Source organism: Xanthobacter variabilis (genome assembly GCF_043831965.2).
GTDB lineage: Bacteria > Pseudomonadota > Alphaproteobacteria > Rhizobiales > Xanthobacteraceae > Xanthobacter.
On sequence record NZ_CM195533.1, the window covers coordinates 579,477 to 595,000 of the forward strand.

The following is a 15,524-nucleotide window of genomic DNA, read 5'->3' on the forward strand; positions in this document are numbered from 1 at the left end:
GCGCGCCCGCCGCACCTGCCCCAAGGCCAGGCCCAGGGTCGCCAGCGCGCCAGCGCGAAGGAATTAAAGGCCGGGCGCGGAACCTCTCCGCCGGATCGCTTCCGAACGGTTCGCGACACCGCGGTGACGGCCCCGGCAGGCGCCTTAATACGGGTTGCGCCGTTCCAATCAAAGTGCTTAGTGTCGCCGAGAATGCGCGGAGGGGTTCGCGCGCGTCATATTATAGGGATAGGAAGCACACCACCGCGCGCTGCCCATTTCGCGGGTCGGGATGCTCCAAAACAAGGGCTTCGAGGGGCATAGCGCCGATGACCTTTTTTGAATTGAACAAAATTGCAGGTGCCCTGCTGGCGACGCTAGCATTTGCCGTGGGCATCGGGATTACCTCCCAGATCCTCTTCACGCCCGAGGCCCCGGCCAAGCCGGGCTATGAGATCGCCATCGAGGAAGCTGGCGCGACCGCGACCAAGGTGGCTGAGCCGACCATTGAGGAGCTGTTCGCCACCGCCTCGGTGGAAAAGGGTGCGACCGTCGCCAAGAAGTGCGGCGCCTGCCATAATTTCGCGGAAGGCGCCGGCGCCAAGGTCGGCCCGGATCTCTACGGCGTGGTTGGCCGCGATGTGGCCAGCGTCGAGGGCTTCGCCTATTCGGCGGCCATGAAGGCCAAGGGTGGCAAGTGGACCCCGGAGGCCATCAACGCCTTCATCACCAATCCCAAGTCCGCCGTGCCCGGCACCGCCATGGGCTTCGCCGGCCTGCCCAAGGCCGTGGATCGCGCCAACATCATCGCCTACCTGAACTCGCTGTCGCACAATCCGCAGCCCCTGCCCACCGCCGCGGCTGCCGCTCCCGAGGCCGCGCCGGCCAAGTGAGGCGCTGCCAAGCGAGGTTGAAGGCTGAAGATTGAGGGCGGCGGGGCGAGCCCCGGTTCACCCGCCGCCCTCCAGCCCGTTCAAGGTGTCGCGGAAGGCGAGCCGGGAGTGGGCAAGGCGGCTCCAAGCGCTTGGGCCTTCACGCATTTGTCAGACATGCGCTGTTCAAAAAGGGCCGGTCCGCCAGGATCGGCCCTTTTTGTTGCCCCAGCGGGGAGGCACCCTGCGATCCGGTTCCGTGCCTCACCCCGGCTGCCCGCCTTTCCCACGTCGCGGCCGGCGCCATAATCGGGTATTGCGGGGAACCGCGGACCTGTTTCCGGAGACGTCGATGCCCCTGCTCACCCGCCGTGCGTTCACCCTCGCCACCGCCCTTGCGCCGATGCTCGCGACGCGCGGCTTCGCCGAGGAGGCCAGCGCAGCCACCGGGAGCAGCGCGGCCGCCAGCACCCCCGCTTTCCGTCACGGCCTCTCGCTGATGGGCGAGCCCCGCTATCCCGCCGGCTTTCCCCACTTCGACTATGTGAACCCCACAGCGCCCAAGGGCGGCGTGCTGCGCCTGGCCGAGGATGGCGGCTTTGATTCGCTGAACTTCGTCATTCCGCGCGGCAGCCTCGCCAGCGGGCTGAGCTTCATCTACGACACGCTCATGACGTCCGCCTATGACGAGGTGGCGAGCGAATATGGCCTGATCGCCGAAGGGGTCAGCTACCCCGCCGACTTTTCCTCCGTCACCTACCGGCTGCGCGAGAGTGCCAAATGGCATGACGGCACCCCCATTTCCGCCGAGGACGTGGTGTGGTCGTTCGAGGTGCTGGTGGCCAATAATCCGAACCAGAAATTCTACTATTCCCACGTGGTGAAGGCGGAGAAGACCGCCGAGCGGGAGGTGACCTTCACCTTCGACCAGGCCGGCAATCGCGAGCTGCCGCAGATCGTGGGCCAGTTCATGGTGCTGCCGAAGCACTGGTGGACGGGCATCGGCCCCGACGGCAAGCCGCGCGACATCACCCAGGGCACCCTGGAGCCGCCCTTGGGGTCCGGCGCCTACCGCATCAAGAACGTCGTGCCCGGCCGCTCCATCGCCTATGAGCGTGTGGCCGACTATTGGGGCAAGGATGTCAATGTGAACGTGGGCAAGGACAATTTCGACGAGATCCGCTACGAATACTTCCGCGACGACACCGTGATGCTGGAAGCCTTCAAGGCCGACCAGTATGACTTCCGCGTGGAATCCTCCGCCAAGAACTGGGCTACCGCCTATGACTTCCCCGCCCGCAAGGACGGTAAGGTCATTCTCGAAATGTTCGAGAACCGCGCCTCGGGCGTCATGCAGGCCTTCATCCCCAATCTGCGGCGCGAGAAGTTCCAGGACCGGCGCGTGCGCCGCGCGCTTAATTACGCCCTCGATTTCGAGGGCATGAACCATGCGCTGTTCTTCGATCAGTACAAGCGCATCAATTCCTATTTCTCCGGCACGGAACTCGCCTCTTCCGGCCTGCCCCAGGGCCGCGAGCTTGATATTCTGGAGAGCCTGAAGGGCAAGGTGCCGCAGGAGGTGTTCACCACCGCCTACACCAACCCCGTCAGCGGCGACGAGACCGCCCGCCGCGCCAATCTGCGCGAGGCCACCCAGCTCATGAAGGCCGCCGGCTGGGAGGTGAAGAACCGCAAGCTGGTAAACGCCAAGGGCGAGGCCTTCACCATCGAGATACTCATCGCCAGCCCGGCATTCGAGCGGGTTGCGGTATTCTACAAGCCGGCGCTTGAGCGGCTCGGCATCACCGTCACCATCCGGCTCGTGGATTCGTCCCAATACATCAATCGCGTGCGGGCGCGGGACTTCGACATGATCGTGTCGGGCTGGGGCCAGTCCCTGTCGCCTGGCAACGAGCAGCGCGACTTTTTCGGCTCCGCCGCCGCCGATCGCGAAGGCTCGCGCAACTATGGCGGCATTCGCGACGCGGCGGTCGATACGCTGATCGACAAGGTGATTTACGCCACCGACCGCGCCGACCTCATGGCCGCCACCCACGCATTGGACCGGGTTCTGCTGTGGAATGAATATGTCATTCCGGCCTGGACGCTGAACTACACCCGCACCGCGCGCTGGGACCGCTTCTCCCATCCCGCGCCGCTGCCGGCCTATTCGTTCGCCTTCCCGGACATCTGGTGGTTTGATGCGGAAAAGGCGGCCAAGATCGGCCAAGCCAAATGACACGGCGGTGCAACGCGACCTGGTTCCATGACGTGATCGGCCTCATCCCATGACGCTCTCCCGCCGCTCCCTCCTCCGCATCGGTGTCGGCGTCGGCCTCTCGGCTGGCGTGCTGGGGCCTCGCGCCTCCCGCGCCGAAACCACCGCGCCGGCGGATGAAGAAGGCGGGCCCTCCGCGAAGGCCGAGATGCGCCATGGCATCTCCTTCTTCGGAAACCTGGGCTACCCGGCGGATTTCACCCACTTCGCCTATGTGAATCCGGACGCGCCCAAGGGCGGCCCTTTCTCGCAGATGGGCCGCACCACCTTCTACAACCAGTCGCTGAATACCTTCGACACGCTGAACCCCTATAATCAGCGTGGCAACGGCGCCCAGGGCATCGAGCTGATCTACGACACCCTCATGGCCGCCGCCGGCGACGAGAAGAGTGCCATGTATCCGCGCCTCGCCACGGGGGTGGAGATTGCCGACGAAGGGCTTACCTATCGCTTCCCGCTGAACCCCAAGGCCCGCTTCCATGACGGCAGCCCCGTCACCCCCGCCGATGTGGTGGCCACCTTCGCGGCCCTGAAGGCGGATGGCTACGAAACCATCCGCATGGCCCTGCGCGACCTCACCAGCGTGGAGGCGGATGGCGAGCGCACGGTGGTCATGCGCTTCAAGCCTGGCCGCGCGCGCGATGTGCCGCTGACCGCCGCCGGCATGCCCATTTTCTCCAAGGCCTATCTGGCGCAGCATCCGTTCAGCCAGTCGTCCATGGACCTGCCTTTGGGCTCCGGCCCCTACAAGGTGGCGCGGCTGGAGCAGGGGCGCTTCATCGAATATGACCGGGTCAAGGACTATTGGGGCGCGGACCTGCCCACCATGAAGGGCCGCTTCAATTTCGATACGGTGCGCTACGAATATTTCCGCGACCGCATCGCCGGCTTCGAGGGCTTCAAGGCCAGGACCTATCTGTTCCGCGAGGAATTCACCGCCCGCGAATGGGCCACCCAATACGACTTCCCCGCCGTGCGCGACGGACGGGTGAAGCTGGAGACGCTGCCGGACGAAAGCTTTTCCGGCGTGCAGGGCTGGTTCCTCAACACCCGCCGCCCGCAATTCTTCGACCGCAGGGTGCGCGAGGCCATCGGCCTTCTGTTCGACTTCGACTGGACGCGGCGGAATCTGATGTACGATTCCTACCACCGCACCGTCTCCTTCTTCCAGAATTCGGACATGATGGCGCAGGGCCTGCCCTCCCCCGCCGAGCTGAAGCTGCTGGACCCGTTCCGCGCCCAGTTGCCGGAAGACGTGTTCGGCGAGCCCTATGTGCCGCCCGCCTCCGACGGCTCCGGCGAGGATCGGGCCCTGCGGCTGAAGGCGGTGGAGCTGCTGAAAAGCGCCGGCTACATGATCCGCCAGGGCAAGCTGGTGAACGCCAAGGGCGAGCCCTTCAGAATTGAGTTCCTCGAGGACAGTGGCGCCATGGAGCGCCACCATGCCCGCTTCATCGGCCATTTGAAGAAGGTGGGCATCGAGGCCAGCTTCCGCATCGTGGACCCCGCGCAATATCAGGTGCGGCTTCAAACGTTCGACTTCGACGTGGTGACCCGCCGCTACAGCTTCGCGCCCTATCCGGGCGACGAACTGCGCGCCTATTTCTCCACGGAGGCCGCGCGCACACCCGGTTCCTACAATGTGGCGGGCATTGCCGACCCGGTGGTGGATGCCCTCATCAACCAGGCGCTGGCGGCAGAGAATGCGGAAGCGCTGATCACCTGCTGCCGTGCCCTCGACCGGGTGCTCCGCGCCGGGCACTATTGGATTCCCCAATGGTATTCGGGCGAAAACCGCATTGCCTATTGGGACGTGTTCGACCGGCCCAAGGTGAAACCGCGCTATGAGCTGGGCGTGCTCGACACCTGGTGGAGCACCGCACCCGACGGGCAGAAGGCCGAATGAGGCCGGCCGGCGAAGCGCGGGCCTGGAGCGCAAGCCCGGCGCCCAACCGCGGGGATCTGGGACGCTTTGCCGTGGCGCAGGCTCGCGCGCAAAGCTGCCGCCCGCGTTCGCGGGGATTGCTCCAGCATCTGGCGCCGACGCATTTTCTTCACGTCGGCCGGTATCCACTTCGCTTGAAAACGCTTTAGTCTGCGCCGCCAGTCCGGATCGGGAGACGCGATGCTCGCTTACATCATCCGCCGCATTGCCCTCATGGTGCCAACCATGCTCGGCATCATGCTGGTGTCGTTCGTGGTCGTTCAGTTCGCGCCTGGCGGACCGGTGGAACGGGTGATCGCCCAGCTTACGGGCGACGACGTTTCCGCCACCTCCCGCGTGTCCGGCGGCGGGGGAGATTTCACCGGCGGCGCGGCTGCGGCCCAGGCGGCGGGCGCGGGCGATGCGATCGCCTCCAAATATCGCGGCGCCCAGGGGCTCGACCCCGCCTTCATTGCCCAGCTCGAAAAGCAGTTCGGCTTCGACAAGCCGCCCCACGAGCGCTTTTTCAAGATGATCAAGGACTATGCGACCTTCGATTTCGGCCGCTCCTATTTCCGCGACATCACGGTACTGGACCTGATCGCGGAAAAGCTGCCCGTCTCCATCTCCCTCGGGCTGTGGATGACGCTGATCACCTATGCCATCTCCATTCCGCTGGGCATCGCCAAGGCCATGCGCGACGGCTCGCGCTTCGACATGTGGACCTCGGCGGTGGTGATCGTCGGCTATGCCATCCCCTCCTTCCTGTTCGCCATCCTGCTCATCATCCTGTTCGCCGGCGGCTCGTTCTGGGACCTGTTCCCGCTCCGGGGGCTGACCTCAGAGAACTTCTGGCAGATGAGCTGGCCCGAGCGCATCGTGGATTATGCGTGGCATCTGGTGCTGCCCATCACCTCCATGGCGCTGGGCGCCTTCGCCACCATGACCCTGCTCACCAAGAATTCGTTCCTGGAAGAGATCCGCAAGCAATATGTCACCACCGCCCGCATGAAGGGCCTCACTGAAAGCCGGGTGCTCTATGGGCATGTGTTCCGCAACGCCATGCTCATCGTCATCGCCGGCTTTCCGGGCGCCTTCATCTCGGCCTTCTTCACCGGCTCGCTGCTGATCGAGACCATTTTCTCCCTGGACGGGCTCGGCCTTCTCTCGTTTGAAAGCGTGCTCAACCGGGATTATCCGGTGGTGTTCGCCACCCTCTACATTTTCTCGCTCGCCGGCCTCATCGTCGGCCTCGTCTCGGACCTCACCTACATGCTGGTCGATCCGCGCATCGACTTCGAGACGCGGGAGGTCTGAACCATGGAGAATGTGCCCCTGCTCCAGCCGGGCGAGCCCACCGACGTGCCCGCCGCCCGCGAGCTGCCCCACGGCGCCCTGCCGCCACCCGGGGAGAACCCACCCGGGCACAAGCCCCGGGGCCGCTTCGACCTCTCGCCACTGAACCGGCGGCGGGTCGCCAATTTCCGCGCCAACGGGCGGGGCTATTGGTCGTTCCTCGTCTTCATGGTGCTGTTCGTGGTGTCGCTGGGCGCCGAATTCATCGCCAACGACAAGCCCATCCTCGTCTCTTATGAGGGGCACTATTACGTGCCGGTGTTCCGCGCCTATCCGGAAACCACTTTCGGCGGGGATTTCGAGACCGATGCGGACTATCGCGACCCCTACCTTCAGAAGCTGATCGCGGAGAAGGGCGGCTGGATGGTTTGGCCGCCCATCCGCTATTCCTATTCCACCCACAATCTGGACCTGCCGACCCCGGCCCCCTCCCCGCCCACCTGGATGCTCACCGAGGACCAGTGCAAGACGGTGGCGGAGAAGAAGGGCGTTGCTGGCTGCGCGGGCCTGGAGTGGAACTGGCTGGGCACGGACGACCAGGGCCGCGACGTGCTCGCCCGCCTCATCTATGGCTTCCGCATCTCGGTGCTGTTCGGCCTCACGCTCACCATCGTCTCTTCCGTGGTTGGTGTGGCCGCAGGCGCGGTGCAGGGCTATTTCGGCGGCTGGGTGGACTTGCTGTTCCAGCGCTTCATCGAGATCTGGACGGCCATTCCCTCGCTTTACCTGCTGCTCATCATCTCCTCGGTGCTGGTGCCGGGCTTCTGGGTGCTCCTGGGCATCCTGCTCCTGTTTTCCTGGGTGTCGCTGGTGGGGCTGGTGCGGGCGGAATTCCTGCGGGCACGCAATTTCGAATATGTACAGGCGGCGCGCGCCCTGGGGGTGGGCAACTTCACGCTCATGACCCGGCACATCCTGCCCAATGCCATGGTGGCCACCCTCACCATGCTGCCCTTCATCCTCTCCTCGTCCGTGATGACGCTCACCGCCCTGGACTTCCTGGGCTTCGGCCTGCCGCCTGGCTCGCCCTCGCTGGGTGAATTGCTCTCCCAGGGCAAGAACAACATCCAGGCGCCGTGGCTGGGCCTCACCGGCTTCTTCACCGTCGCGGTGATGCTGAGCCTGCTCATCTTCACCGGCGAGGCGGTGCGCGACGCCTTCGACCCGCGCAAGACCTTCGCGTGAGAAAGGAGAGCGCAAGATGACGGCCCCCCTCCTTTCCATCCGCGACCTGTCGGTCGCCTTCCGCCGCGAGGGTTCGGAAACGCTCGCTGTGAAGCACGTCTCGTTCGACATCACCAAGGGCGAGACCCTGGCTCTGGTGGGCGAGAGCGGCTCCGGCAAGTCGGTCACCGCGCTTTCGATCCTGAAGCTGCTGAACTATCCCGCCGCGCGCCACCCCTCCGGCGAGATCCTGTTCGAGGGGCGTGATCTGCTCACCGTCTCCGAGCGGGAATTGAGGGGCGTGCGAGGCAACAAGATCACCATGGTGTTCCAGGAGCCCATGAGCTCCCTGAACCCGCTCCACACCATCGAGCGGCAGGTGGGCGAGATGCTCATCCTGCACCGGGGCCTTTCCGCGAACGCCGCCCGCGCGCGCACCCTGGAGCTGCTCGCCGAAGTGGGCATTCCCGATCCCGCCTCTCGGCTTTCGGCCTATCCCCACCAGCTCTCGGGCGGCCAGCGCCAGCGCGTGATGATCGCCATGGCCCTCGCCAACGAGCCGGACCTGCTCATCGCCGACGAGCCCACGACCGCCCTCGACGTGACGGTGCAGGCGCAGATCCTCAAGCTTTTGAAGGATCTTCAGAAGCGGCTCGGCATGGCGATGCTGTTCATCACCCACGACCTCAACATCGTGCGCAAGATCGCCGATCGGGTGTGCGTGATGCAGCATGGCGAGATCGTGGAACAGGGCGGCGCCGAAGAGACCTTCCTGAACCCGCGCCATCCCTACACCCAGGCCCTCTTGAAGGCCGAGCCCAAGCCCGATCCCGCCCCGGTGGCGCAGGACGCACCCGTGGTGGTGGAGGCGGAGAACCTCAAGGTCTATTTCCCCATCAAGCGCGGCATCTTTCGCAAGACCGTGGGCCATGTGAAGGCGGTGGACGGCGTCTCCATCTCCATCCGCCGGGGGGAAACCCTGGGCGTGGTGGGGGAATCGGGCTCCGGCAAGACCACTCTGGGCCTGGCGCTGCTGCGCCTCATCTCCTCCGCCGGGCCCGTGACCTTCCTCGGCAAGCGCATTGACGGTCTGGGCTTCAAGGACCTGCGCCCGCTGCGGGCCGACATGCAGATCGTGTTTCAGGACCCGTTCGGCTCCCTTTCCCCGCGCATGTCGGTGGGAGAGATCGTGGAAGAAGGCCTGCTGGTGCACCAGCGCAGCCTTTCCGCCGAAGCGCGCGAACAGCGCGTCATCGCCGCCTTGGCCGATGTGGGGCTCGATCCCGGAACACGACACCGCTATCCGCACGAATTCTCCGGCGGCCAGCGCCAGCGCATCTCCATCGCCCGCGCCATGGCGCTGGAGCCCTCCTTCGTGGTGCTGGACGAGCCCACCAGCGCGCTCGACATGATCGTTCAGGCGCAGATCGTGGAGCTGCTCCGCGCCCTGCAGAGGAAGCGCGACCTCACCTTCATGTTCATCTCCCACGACCTGCGCGTGGTGTCGGCCTTGGCGAGCCGCATCCTGGTCATGCGCAACGGCCAGATGGTGGAGGAAGGCCCGGCCCGCGCCGTGTTCGAAACCCCGCGCGAGGACTATACGCGCGCTCTGTTCGCCGCCGCCTTCTCCCTGGAAAGCGCCGGCGGCGAGGTGGTGAGGCAATGAGCAAGATGGACAAGCCGCCCCTGCCCGGCGATGGCCCCGCCGACGTGGATGTGCAGGGCCCCACTTTGATCGCCCCCGGCTATCGCCCCTATGAGCGCTATGTGGCGCGCCTTCTTGAGGCGGATGGCAGCGTCATCACCCAGACCCGCGATATTCTGCGCGGCGGCCGGGTAGTGGGGGTGCTCGCTTTTGATCCGGCGCGCGACCAGGTGGTGCTGGTGCGTCAGTTCCGGTTGCCAGCCTATCTTGCACTTGGGCGGGAGCGGAGCGATCTGGTGGAGATCGTCGCCGGCGGCGTCGAGGCCGGCGAGGAGGACGAGGCGGCCGCGCGCCGCGAATGCGTGGAAGAAACCGGCCTGGCGCCGGGCCGCATGGTGCCCTTCATGCGGCTGCTGCCCACCCCCGGCATCACCGACGAGCAGGCCACCTTGTTCCTGGCGCAGGTGGATGCCAGCCGCCTGCCGGAGCGGGCCGGCCTTGCGGAAGAGGACGAGGTCATTCGCCCGCTCGCACTATCGGTGGACGACGCCCTGGACATGCTGTCCGCCGGCCGCTGCGCCAATGGCTATCTCATCATCGCGCTGCAATGGCTCGCGCTCAACCGAGGCCGGGTGGCGGAGCTGCTGGCGAAAACCAGCTAAGGTGCGTCAAGGGCTTTCAACAGTTCCGGCCGTAGACGGATTCACTCATTTGCTCTATATGGACAGGTGGAGACGGGGGGAGTCGAACCCCAAGGGGAGACGCTGCAAATCGTTCCTTGGCACCGGCCGTAACCGTCCCCTGATGGGGTGCCCGCCGGGGCACCACTGCTAACGCAGTGTCAGCCGGCGGGGCTTCGTCATGATGATCTAACCACAGGCATCTCGGTCCTTGCCGACCTCCGTGTTTGTGTGTCTGCGTGCGATCGGCCGAGCAAAGCATTGTCGCGCGCACTCGAAATCAGAAAGCGGTTGTGCCTTTGGCGCAGCCGCTTTTTTGTTAGCCGAGCGGAGTTTTCTGGAGATCTGAAAACTCCTCCGGGACCGGCTCGGAGAGCATCTCATCAACCGCCGAGGCGCTCTTATTGATCAAACCCCAACTACGCCCGTTGAGCGCAACCACCCCTTGATCCTTCATCCGGGATAAGGTGGTTGAGACAGTGTTGGCAGTCGTCTCTTGACGAGCGCTAACACGCTCGAAAATCTCGCGACTTTCAAGCGGCCCGCATTCGGTTAGCACCTCCGAAATCAAATCGCTGATGGTCGGTCCGCGCCCAGAGCGCGTAGCAACATCCATGACGTCCCCATCGCCAGAACCGAATGACTCAAGGACACGTATGGCGGTGCGAAGGTCGCCAAGCTCTCGCTCGGCGTCTTTGATGATCCCCTCAAGCTCGGAAATCCGAGCCTGCATACGTGCCAAGTATGAGGACTTCATCACATCCCACCCATCGAATCGGCGGCAACCAGCGCACCGTTAATCACACGATAGCCCACCGCCAGACAATGTCAATACGAATTTGATGGAAAGGACGATTGTACAACTTACAACATTTCCATGGTCAATGGAGTGACGGGCGCCGCCCCCCTGGGGTTCAATCAATCAATACGGCGCATCAAGCCGCTCCAGATCAAAGGCGGCCACGTCCTCCAGCAGCTCCACAAAGGCGCGGGCGCCGAACTCAGCCGCGGCGTGGCCCTTCTCCGCCGTGGCGCCGCGCGCGTCGCCCATGGCTCCGGCGGCGCTCAGATCCTCGCTGAGCCAGGCGAAGCCGACGGGATGGTTGGCGCGCAGGCGCTTGAAGGCACTCTCCATTTCCACCGAATAGGGCACGAAATCGGCCGCCTGGCCCATGTCCACCAGCTCTGGCCGGAAAGCCAGCATGAGGGAGGTTTCCACCTCCCCGCCATGGATGCCATGGGCCCGTTCATGATCCGCGAACAACCCCGGCGGATAGCCAAACCGGTGCATGGAGGACATGGCGACCAGCATTCCATGATCCAGCCGCAGCGTGCGGGCCACCAGATCAATCACCGGCACATTGCCGCCATGAGTGTTCATGAGCACTAGCCGGCGCACGCCCGCGCGGGCAAGGCAGGCCCCCAGCTCCACCCAGGCGGTGATGGCGGTGGCCGGCGACAGGGTCAGCGTGCCGGCAAAGGTCTGGTGCTCATCGGATTTGCCGACCGCCTGCACCGGTAGCACGACCACGTCCAGCGCATCCGGCACCAGTGGCGCGATGCGAGCCAGATAGCCTTCCGCGATAAAAAGATCCGTGCCGAGGGGCAGATGCGGGCCATGCTGCTCCACCGCCGCCACCGGCAGAACCGCGACGAGGCGCGATTTGTCGAGAGCCGCAATGGCAGGCGAGGACAGTTCGGACCATCTCAAGAACACGTGCGACGCTCCCGGCGGGCGCTGCCCGCTCCCCTTCCCCACCGACCACAGCGACTGGCGCCTGCGTGCATCCAACCGCCACGGCGGCGCACATCAATGCTTGCGGCGCTCCGTGGCGAGGTCGTCCATCAGGCTTTCGATGCGCTCGGCGTTCGAGCCGAGATCGCGCATTCCGTACCGTGATGCCGAGCGCATATCCACCCGCGCCCCCTTGGGCGTGGGCCGGATGCGGATCACCACATCATTTCGATAGCCCATGATACGGGAGACAGCCACGGCCTCAATCCGCCCATCGCGCTGTGTGCCGCGCGGGGGGGCCGCATCCAGAATGTGCCAGCCGCGCTTCTGCACCAGGGTCAGCACCGCGTTGAACGCCTCTTCGGGCGTGGCGCTGAGATCAACGGGCTTGATGCCGGGATAGCCCATCCGCTGCGCATCCGCCGCCAGGGCGTCGGGCGCGGAATGGCCATTGGCCTCCCGCGGGCTGGCGAGCAGCAGCGCGTGGAAGTGCGGCGGATCCTCAAGATCCGTGGAGATGTCCGCGAGCTCGGGCAGCATCATGCCGCGGGCAATGACCACGGCTGGCGCCGACAACACGACGACCGCGAGCGCAACCGCGGCCATCGCCCGGCCGATGCCGACCCATCCGCTTTCCCAGGTGATGAAGAAGGCGACCGCCCCCAGCAGGCCGCCCAAGGCCGCCACCGCCAGACCGGCGGCGAACGCCACCGTTGCCAGCGTGAAATCCAGAATGCCGAGCCGGTACAGCAGGATCGACAGAACCAGAACCGGCACGGCGAACAAAGCGAGGCGGAAGCTCCACCGGGCCGTGGGCGACACCCGCTCTTCAATGTACAGACGACGCCTGATCATGCGCTTTGGTCATCCGCCCGCCACGGCCCCTTCCCCCCTGACATGAAGGAGCCGGGCCTCATTGGCAAGGGCCCGACATCAGAACGCGCTGCGAATCATCACGCGGGCGCCCGCACCTCCACCTGATGCCCTGGCGCCGGAGATCGCTCCACTTAGGGTCCGGCGCCAGCGAATAGCGTGTCAGGCAGGTCGTTCACGCTCTCAACCACAAGATCCGCAGCATCCACGAGGTGCCCCACCGGAGCCGGTCCGCTGCGTACAAGGATGAAGCGCGCCCCGGCCGCACGGGCGGCCTCGAGATCATGTGCAGTGTCGCCAACCACAGCCGTTCGCTCCGGGGCGACCCCCGCCGCAGCCGCTCCCGCCAGCACCATACCTGGAGCAGGCTTGGAGCCGTAACCGGAATCATAGCCATAAATGGTCTGCAGCCAGGGAGAGAGACCGAGTGCAGCCACCTGCTGGCGCGCGTTTCGCTCGGCATCGTTCGTCACCATGGCCAAAAGCAAGCCGGCATCGGCCAACCGCTTCAGCGTCCGTTCAGGCCGGCCAATGGGCGTGAGGAAACGCAAACCCGCCTGGGCGAACAGGGCGTCGATTTCCGCCAGAAACCCGGCCGAGCCGGCCCCCCCCAAAACATCCGCCCACAGAGGCCCATAATGGGCCGATGACCCCGCCACCAAAGGCGAAGAAGGCAGGAAACGCTGCTCGGCGGCCCGATACTCACTGACCTCATGCAACCGGGCAAGGCGCGCCGGGTCTCCCCCAGCCAGACGCTCCATCACGGCGCCCGCCGCAGGCCCCCAGGTGCGATCGAAATCAATCAGCGTCCCGTCCTTGTCCAGCAGGAGAGCCTCAATACCATCCAGCATTGCCAAGCCTCACCCCCATCAGCGGCAAGCGCCTCAAGGCGGCGACCGCCATCCCTCCGCCCTCGGGCCACCACCAGACGTCACCGGCGGATCTTCGTGAACGGACAGGTCAACGTCTCACGTCAATGTCTCGCGAGCGCCTACGCTACAGGAGCGCACGCAAACAAAAACGGGCGCGCCGGAGGGCGCGCCCGTTTTAAAACCACTGTCGCGACGGATGGGGCTCAGAGAACCACCACCTCAGTCCCAACCGGCACGCGGCTGTAGAGGTCGATCACGTCCTCGTTCAGCATGCGAATGCACCCGGAGGAAATGGCCTGCCCGAGCAGCTCCGGCTGATTCGTGCCGTGAATGCGGAACAGCGTGTCCGTGCTGCCCTGATAAAGGTAAAGGGCGCGCGCACCCATCGGGTTGTGCGGACCGGGCGCCACGTAGGACGGCAAGCCGGCAATCCGCTGGTGAATTTCCGGCGTCGGCGTCCAGCTCGGCCACTCGGTCTTGCGACCAACCTTCGCGCTGCCGCGGAAGGCTAGGCTTTCTTCACCGACGGTCACACCGTAGCGAATGGCTTTCCCATTTCCTTCAACAAGGTAAAGGAACTTATTGGGCGTATCGACCACAATAGTTCCGGCTTTCTTGTTGGTCGTATACTCGACCTCATGCCGAGCAAACTGCCCTTCAGGTTTGACCTTCGGGTACGGCGCATTTGCGAGAAGCTGCTTATCCCGCGCCGTCTGCGCCGTCGTCGGAGCAGGTGCGTAGGCTTCCGACATACACCCCGTAAGCGCCAATCCGAGCACAAGCGCCCCTGCGGCCCGCCACATCATATCGGCCTCTTCCTAGAACCTCAAAATGAGGAATCGAACACTGTGTTTCCTGAATTAACCGAATGTGCCGGATGCTTGAAGGCCCGAAACTGTGCAGTTGCGGGGTTCTCCTAACCTGTTGCCGAAATGCCTCACATCCTCTCCTTTCGTCAGGTCCGTTTGGAGATTTTCAAGCTTTTAGGCGCTTTCTGTTTTCACAACCTTAGAGAAGTCGCATCCATTGCACAGTTTCGACGCAGTCGATGCCCATCACTAAGGCGCACAAGTGAAGAGTAGCCTCTTGGCTCGTATTGCGTTGAGGGAGAAGACCATGTCCACGAACCACCCGTCGTCCACACAGCAGGCGCCCGTCCAGGACGATCTGAAGCGCCAGGCGCAGGCGCAACAGTGGCGGCAGATTGGAATCGCGTCCGTTGCCGCGGCAGCCCAGCAGTCCAGCGCCCAGCGCGATGCCGCGGCTACGCCCCCCTCCGGTGAAAAGCGCATTGTGACCCTGCGCGACATCGACTACTTCGCCGCGTGACCCGGACGGCATCAGGGAGGTGTGCCCGGCGTCCGCGCCTCGGCACTTGGCACACCGCCCAACTCTACCCAGAGGTCAGCAGCTCCCCTTCTCCGACCGCTAGAGCCGCCCTGTAGAGCGATTAAAGATCTGCCATCGCTCGGGATGATCTGGCAACTTCGCATGCAGAATTCCGACGAGAAGCCGAGATGACTTGCCACCGGATTCATCGCACGCCGCGAACCCAGGGCCGCCCCTGAGACACCCTTGTTCGCGCCCGCCCAATCTTAAATCGCCAGCAGAGCGGGTTCGGCCATTGCCCTCTAGGGTGAGAAGCCAGGTGCCGAAGCGACCCGACCTAGCGTCTGCTGTTTAGCGATGCGAAATAGCGTCCCTGAGCGAAGAGCTCCCGAAAAGTGGCCCGCAGTCGCGTCGGAGCGCAGTGTCGGACGAACGTTCCTCGGTTCGGTTTGGATCTGCTTCGGCAGCCTCGCCCGCCAATTTGAAATCACCCGACGGCACTTTCAGCCTGGACCGGATTACACGGCAAGAACTGCCCTCTCAGCGCTCAAGCAAGCGACCTCGGACGTGGCAGAACGGACGCAATCCAAGGCCCAGCGCCCCATCAGCGGCGAGCGCACACCCAGCCACCTACTCCAGAAGCTATTCTGGCCGCGACACAGCGCTAGCAACGACGTATCCGCAGCCACCTAGAGAGAAGTAGCCGGACCGCTAGCCATCCTGGTCAGGAGCCCCAAGCTGCGTCCATCGGTGAAACCCTGGGACACGGAGCACGTTAATCAGCAGCCGCTGCAATCCAGCCCGCATCGCCGATCGC

At 64.7% G+C, this 15,524-nt stretch carries 13 protein-coding genes; 8 read left to right on the plus strand and 5 right to left on the minus strand.

The annotated features are described in order from the left end of the window. Window positions 1–308 precede the first annotated feature (308 nt). The 7 genes from V5F26_RS02575 to V5F26_RS02605 all read left to right on the plus strand — a co-directional run bounded on the left by V5F26_RS02575 (window position 309) and on the right by V5F26_RS02605 (window position 9,880). On the plus strand, window positions 309–872 hold the full coding sequence (locus tag V5F26_RS02575; protein WP_394059114.1) for a c-type cytochrome: 564 nt from the start codon (window positions 309–311) through the stop codon (window positions 870–872). A 331-nt stretch (window positions 873–1,203) separates the two neighbouring features. Next, window positions 1,204–3,090 carry an extracellular solute-binding protein gene (locus V5F26_RS02580; RefSeq protein WP_394947644.1) on the plus strand — a complete coding sequence of 629 codons (1,887 nt, stop codon included), beginning with the start codon at window positions 1,204–1,206 and terminating at the stop codon, window positions 3,088–3,090. Window positions 3,091–3,139: 49 nt separating this feature from the next. Then, window positions 3,140–5,035 carry an extracellular solute-binding protein gene (locus V5F26_RS02585; RefSeq protein ID WP_394947645.1) on the plus strand — a complete coding sequence of 632 codons (1,896 nt, stop codon included), beginning with the start codon at window positions 3,140–3,142 and terminating at the stop codon, window positions 5,033–5,035. Window positions 5,036–5,254: 219 nt separating this feature from the next. Further along, complete coding sequence (locus V5F26_RS02590; protein ID WP_394059108.1) at window positions 5,255–6,370, plus strand: microcin C ABC transporter permease YejB; 1,116 nt, start codon at window positions 5,255–5,257, stop codon at window positions 6,368–6,370. Between the two features lie 3 nt (window positions 6,371–6,373). Continuing rightward, on the plus strand, window positions 6,374–7,594 hold the full coding sequence (locus V5F26_RS02595) for an ABC transporter permease (RefSeq protein ID WP_234051277.1): 1,221 nt from the start codon (window positions 6,374–6,376) through the stop codon (window positions 7,592–7,594). A 16-nt stretch (window positions 7,595–7,610) separates the two neighbouring features. Further along, window positions 7,611–9,239, plus strand: a complete 1,629-nt coding sequence (locus V5F26_RS02600; RefSeq protein WP_394947646.1) for an ABC transporter ATP-binding protein — start codon at window positions 7,611–7,613, stop codon at window positions 9,237–9,239. Next, a complete protein-coding gene (locus V5F26_RS02605; RefSeq protein WP_394947647.1) occupies window positions 9,236–9,880 on the plus strand; it encodes an NUDIX domain-containing protein in 645 nt (214 codons plus the stop codon). Before V5F26_RS02600 ends, V5F26_RS02605 begins: the two co-directional genes overlap by 4 nt. 337 nt (window positions 9,881–10,217) lie before the next feature. Here V5F26_RS02605 and V5F26_RS02610 read toward each other — a convergent pair whose 3' ends face one another. The 5 genes from V5F26_RS02610 to V5F26_RS02630 form a co-directional block, all read right to left on the minus strand. Beyond that, window positions 10,218–10,655, minus strand: coding sequence for a BlaI/MecI/CopY family transcriptional regulator (locus V5F26_RS02610; RefSeq protein ID WP_394947648.1), 438 nt, complete (start codon window positions 10,653–10,655; stop codon window positions 10,218–10,220). Window positions 10,656–10,820: 165 nt separating this feature from the next. Next, complete coding sequence (locus tag V5F26_RS02615) at window positions 10,821–11,615, minus strand: creatininase family protein (protein ID WP_394947649.1); 795 nt, start codon at window positions 11,613–11,615, stop codon at window positions 10,821–10,823. Window positions 11,616–11,708: 93 nt separating this feature from the next. Then, window positions 11,709–12,488 carry a DUF1499 domain-containing protein gene (locus tag V5F26_RS02620; RefSeq protein WP_509210535.1) on the minus strand — a complete coding sequence of 260 codons (780 nt, stop codon included), beginning with the start codon at window positions 12,486–12,488 and terminating at the stop codon, window positions 11,709–11,711. Between the two features lie 152 nt (window positions 12,489–12,640). After that, window positions 12,641–13,357 (minus strand): HAD family hydrolase, encoded by a 717-nt coding sequence (locus V5F26_RS02625; RefSeq protein WP_394947650.1) that lies wholly within the window; start codon window positions 13,355–13,357, stop codon window positions 12,641–12,643. A gap of 224 nt (window positions 13,358–13,581) precedes the next feature. Continuing rightward, the gene (locus V5F26_RS02630) at window positions 13,582–14,184 is read right to left on the minus strand and encodes a L,D-transpeptidase (RefSeq protein WP_394947651.1); all 603 of its coding nucleotides are present in this window, start codon (window positions 14,182–14,184) and stop codon (window positions 13,582–13,584) included. A 310-nt stretch (window positions 14,185–14,494) separates the two neighbouring features. Here V5F26_RS02630 and V5F26_RS02635 point away from each other — a divergent pair, with 310 nt between their 5' ends. Then, complete coding sequence (locus tag V5F26_RS02635) at window positions 14,495–14,707, plus strand: hypothetical protein (protein ID WP_394059097.1); 213 nt, start codon at window positions 14,495–14,497, stop codon at window positions 14,705–14,707. Window positions 14,708–15,524 lie beyond the last annotated feature (817 nt).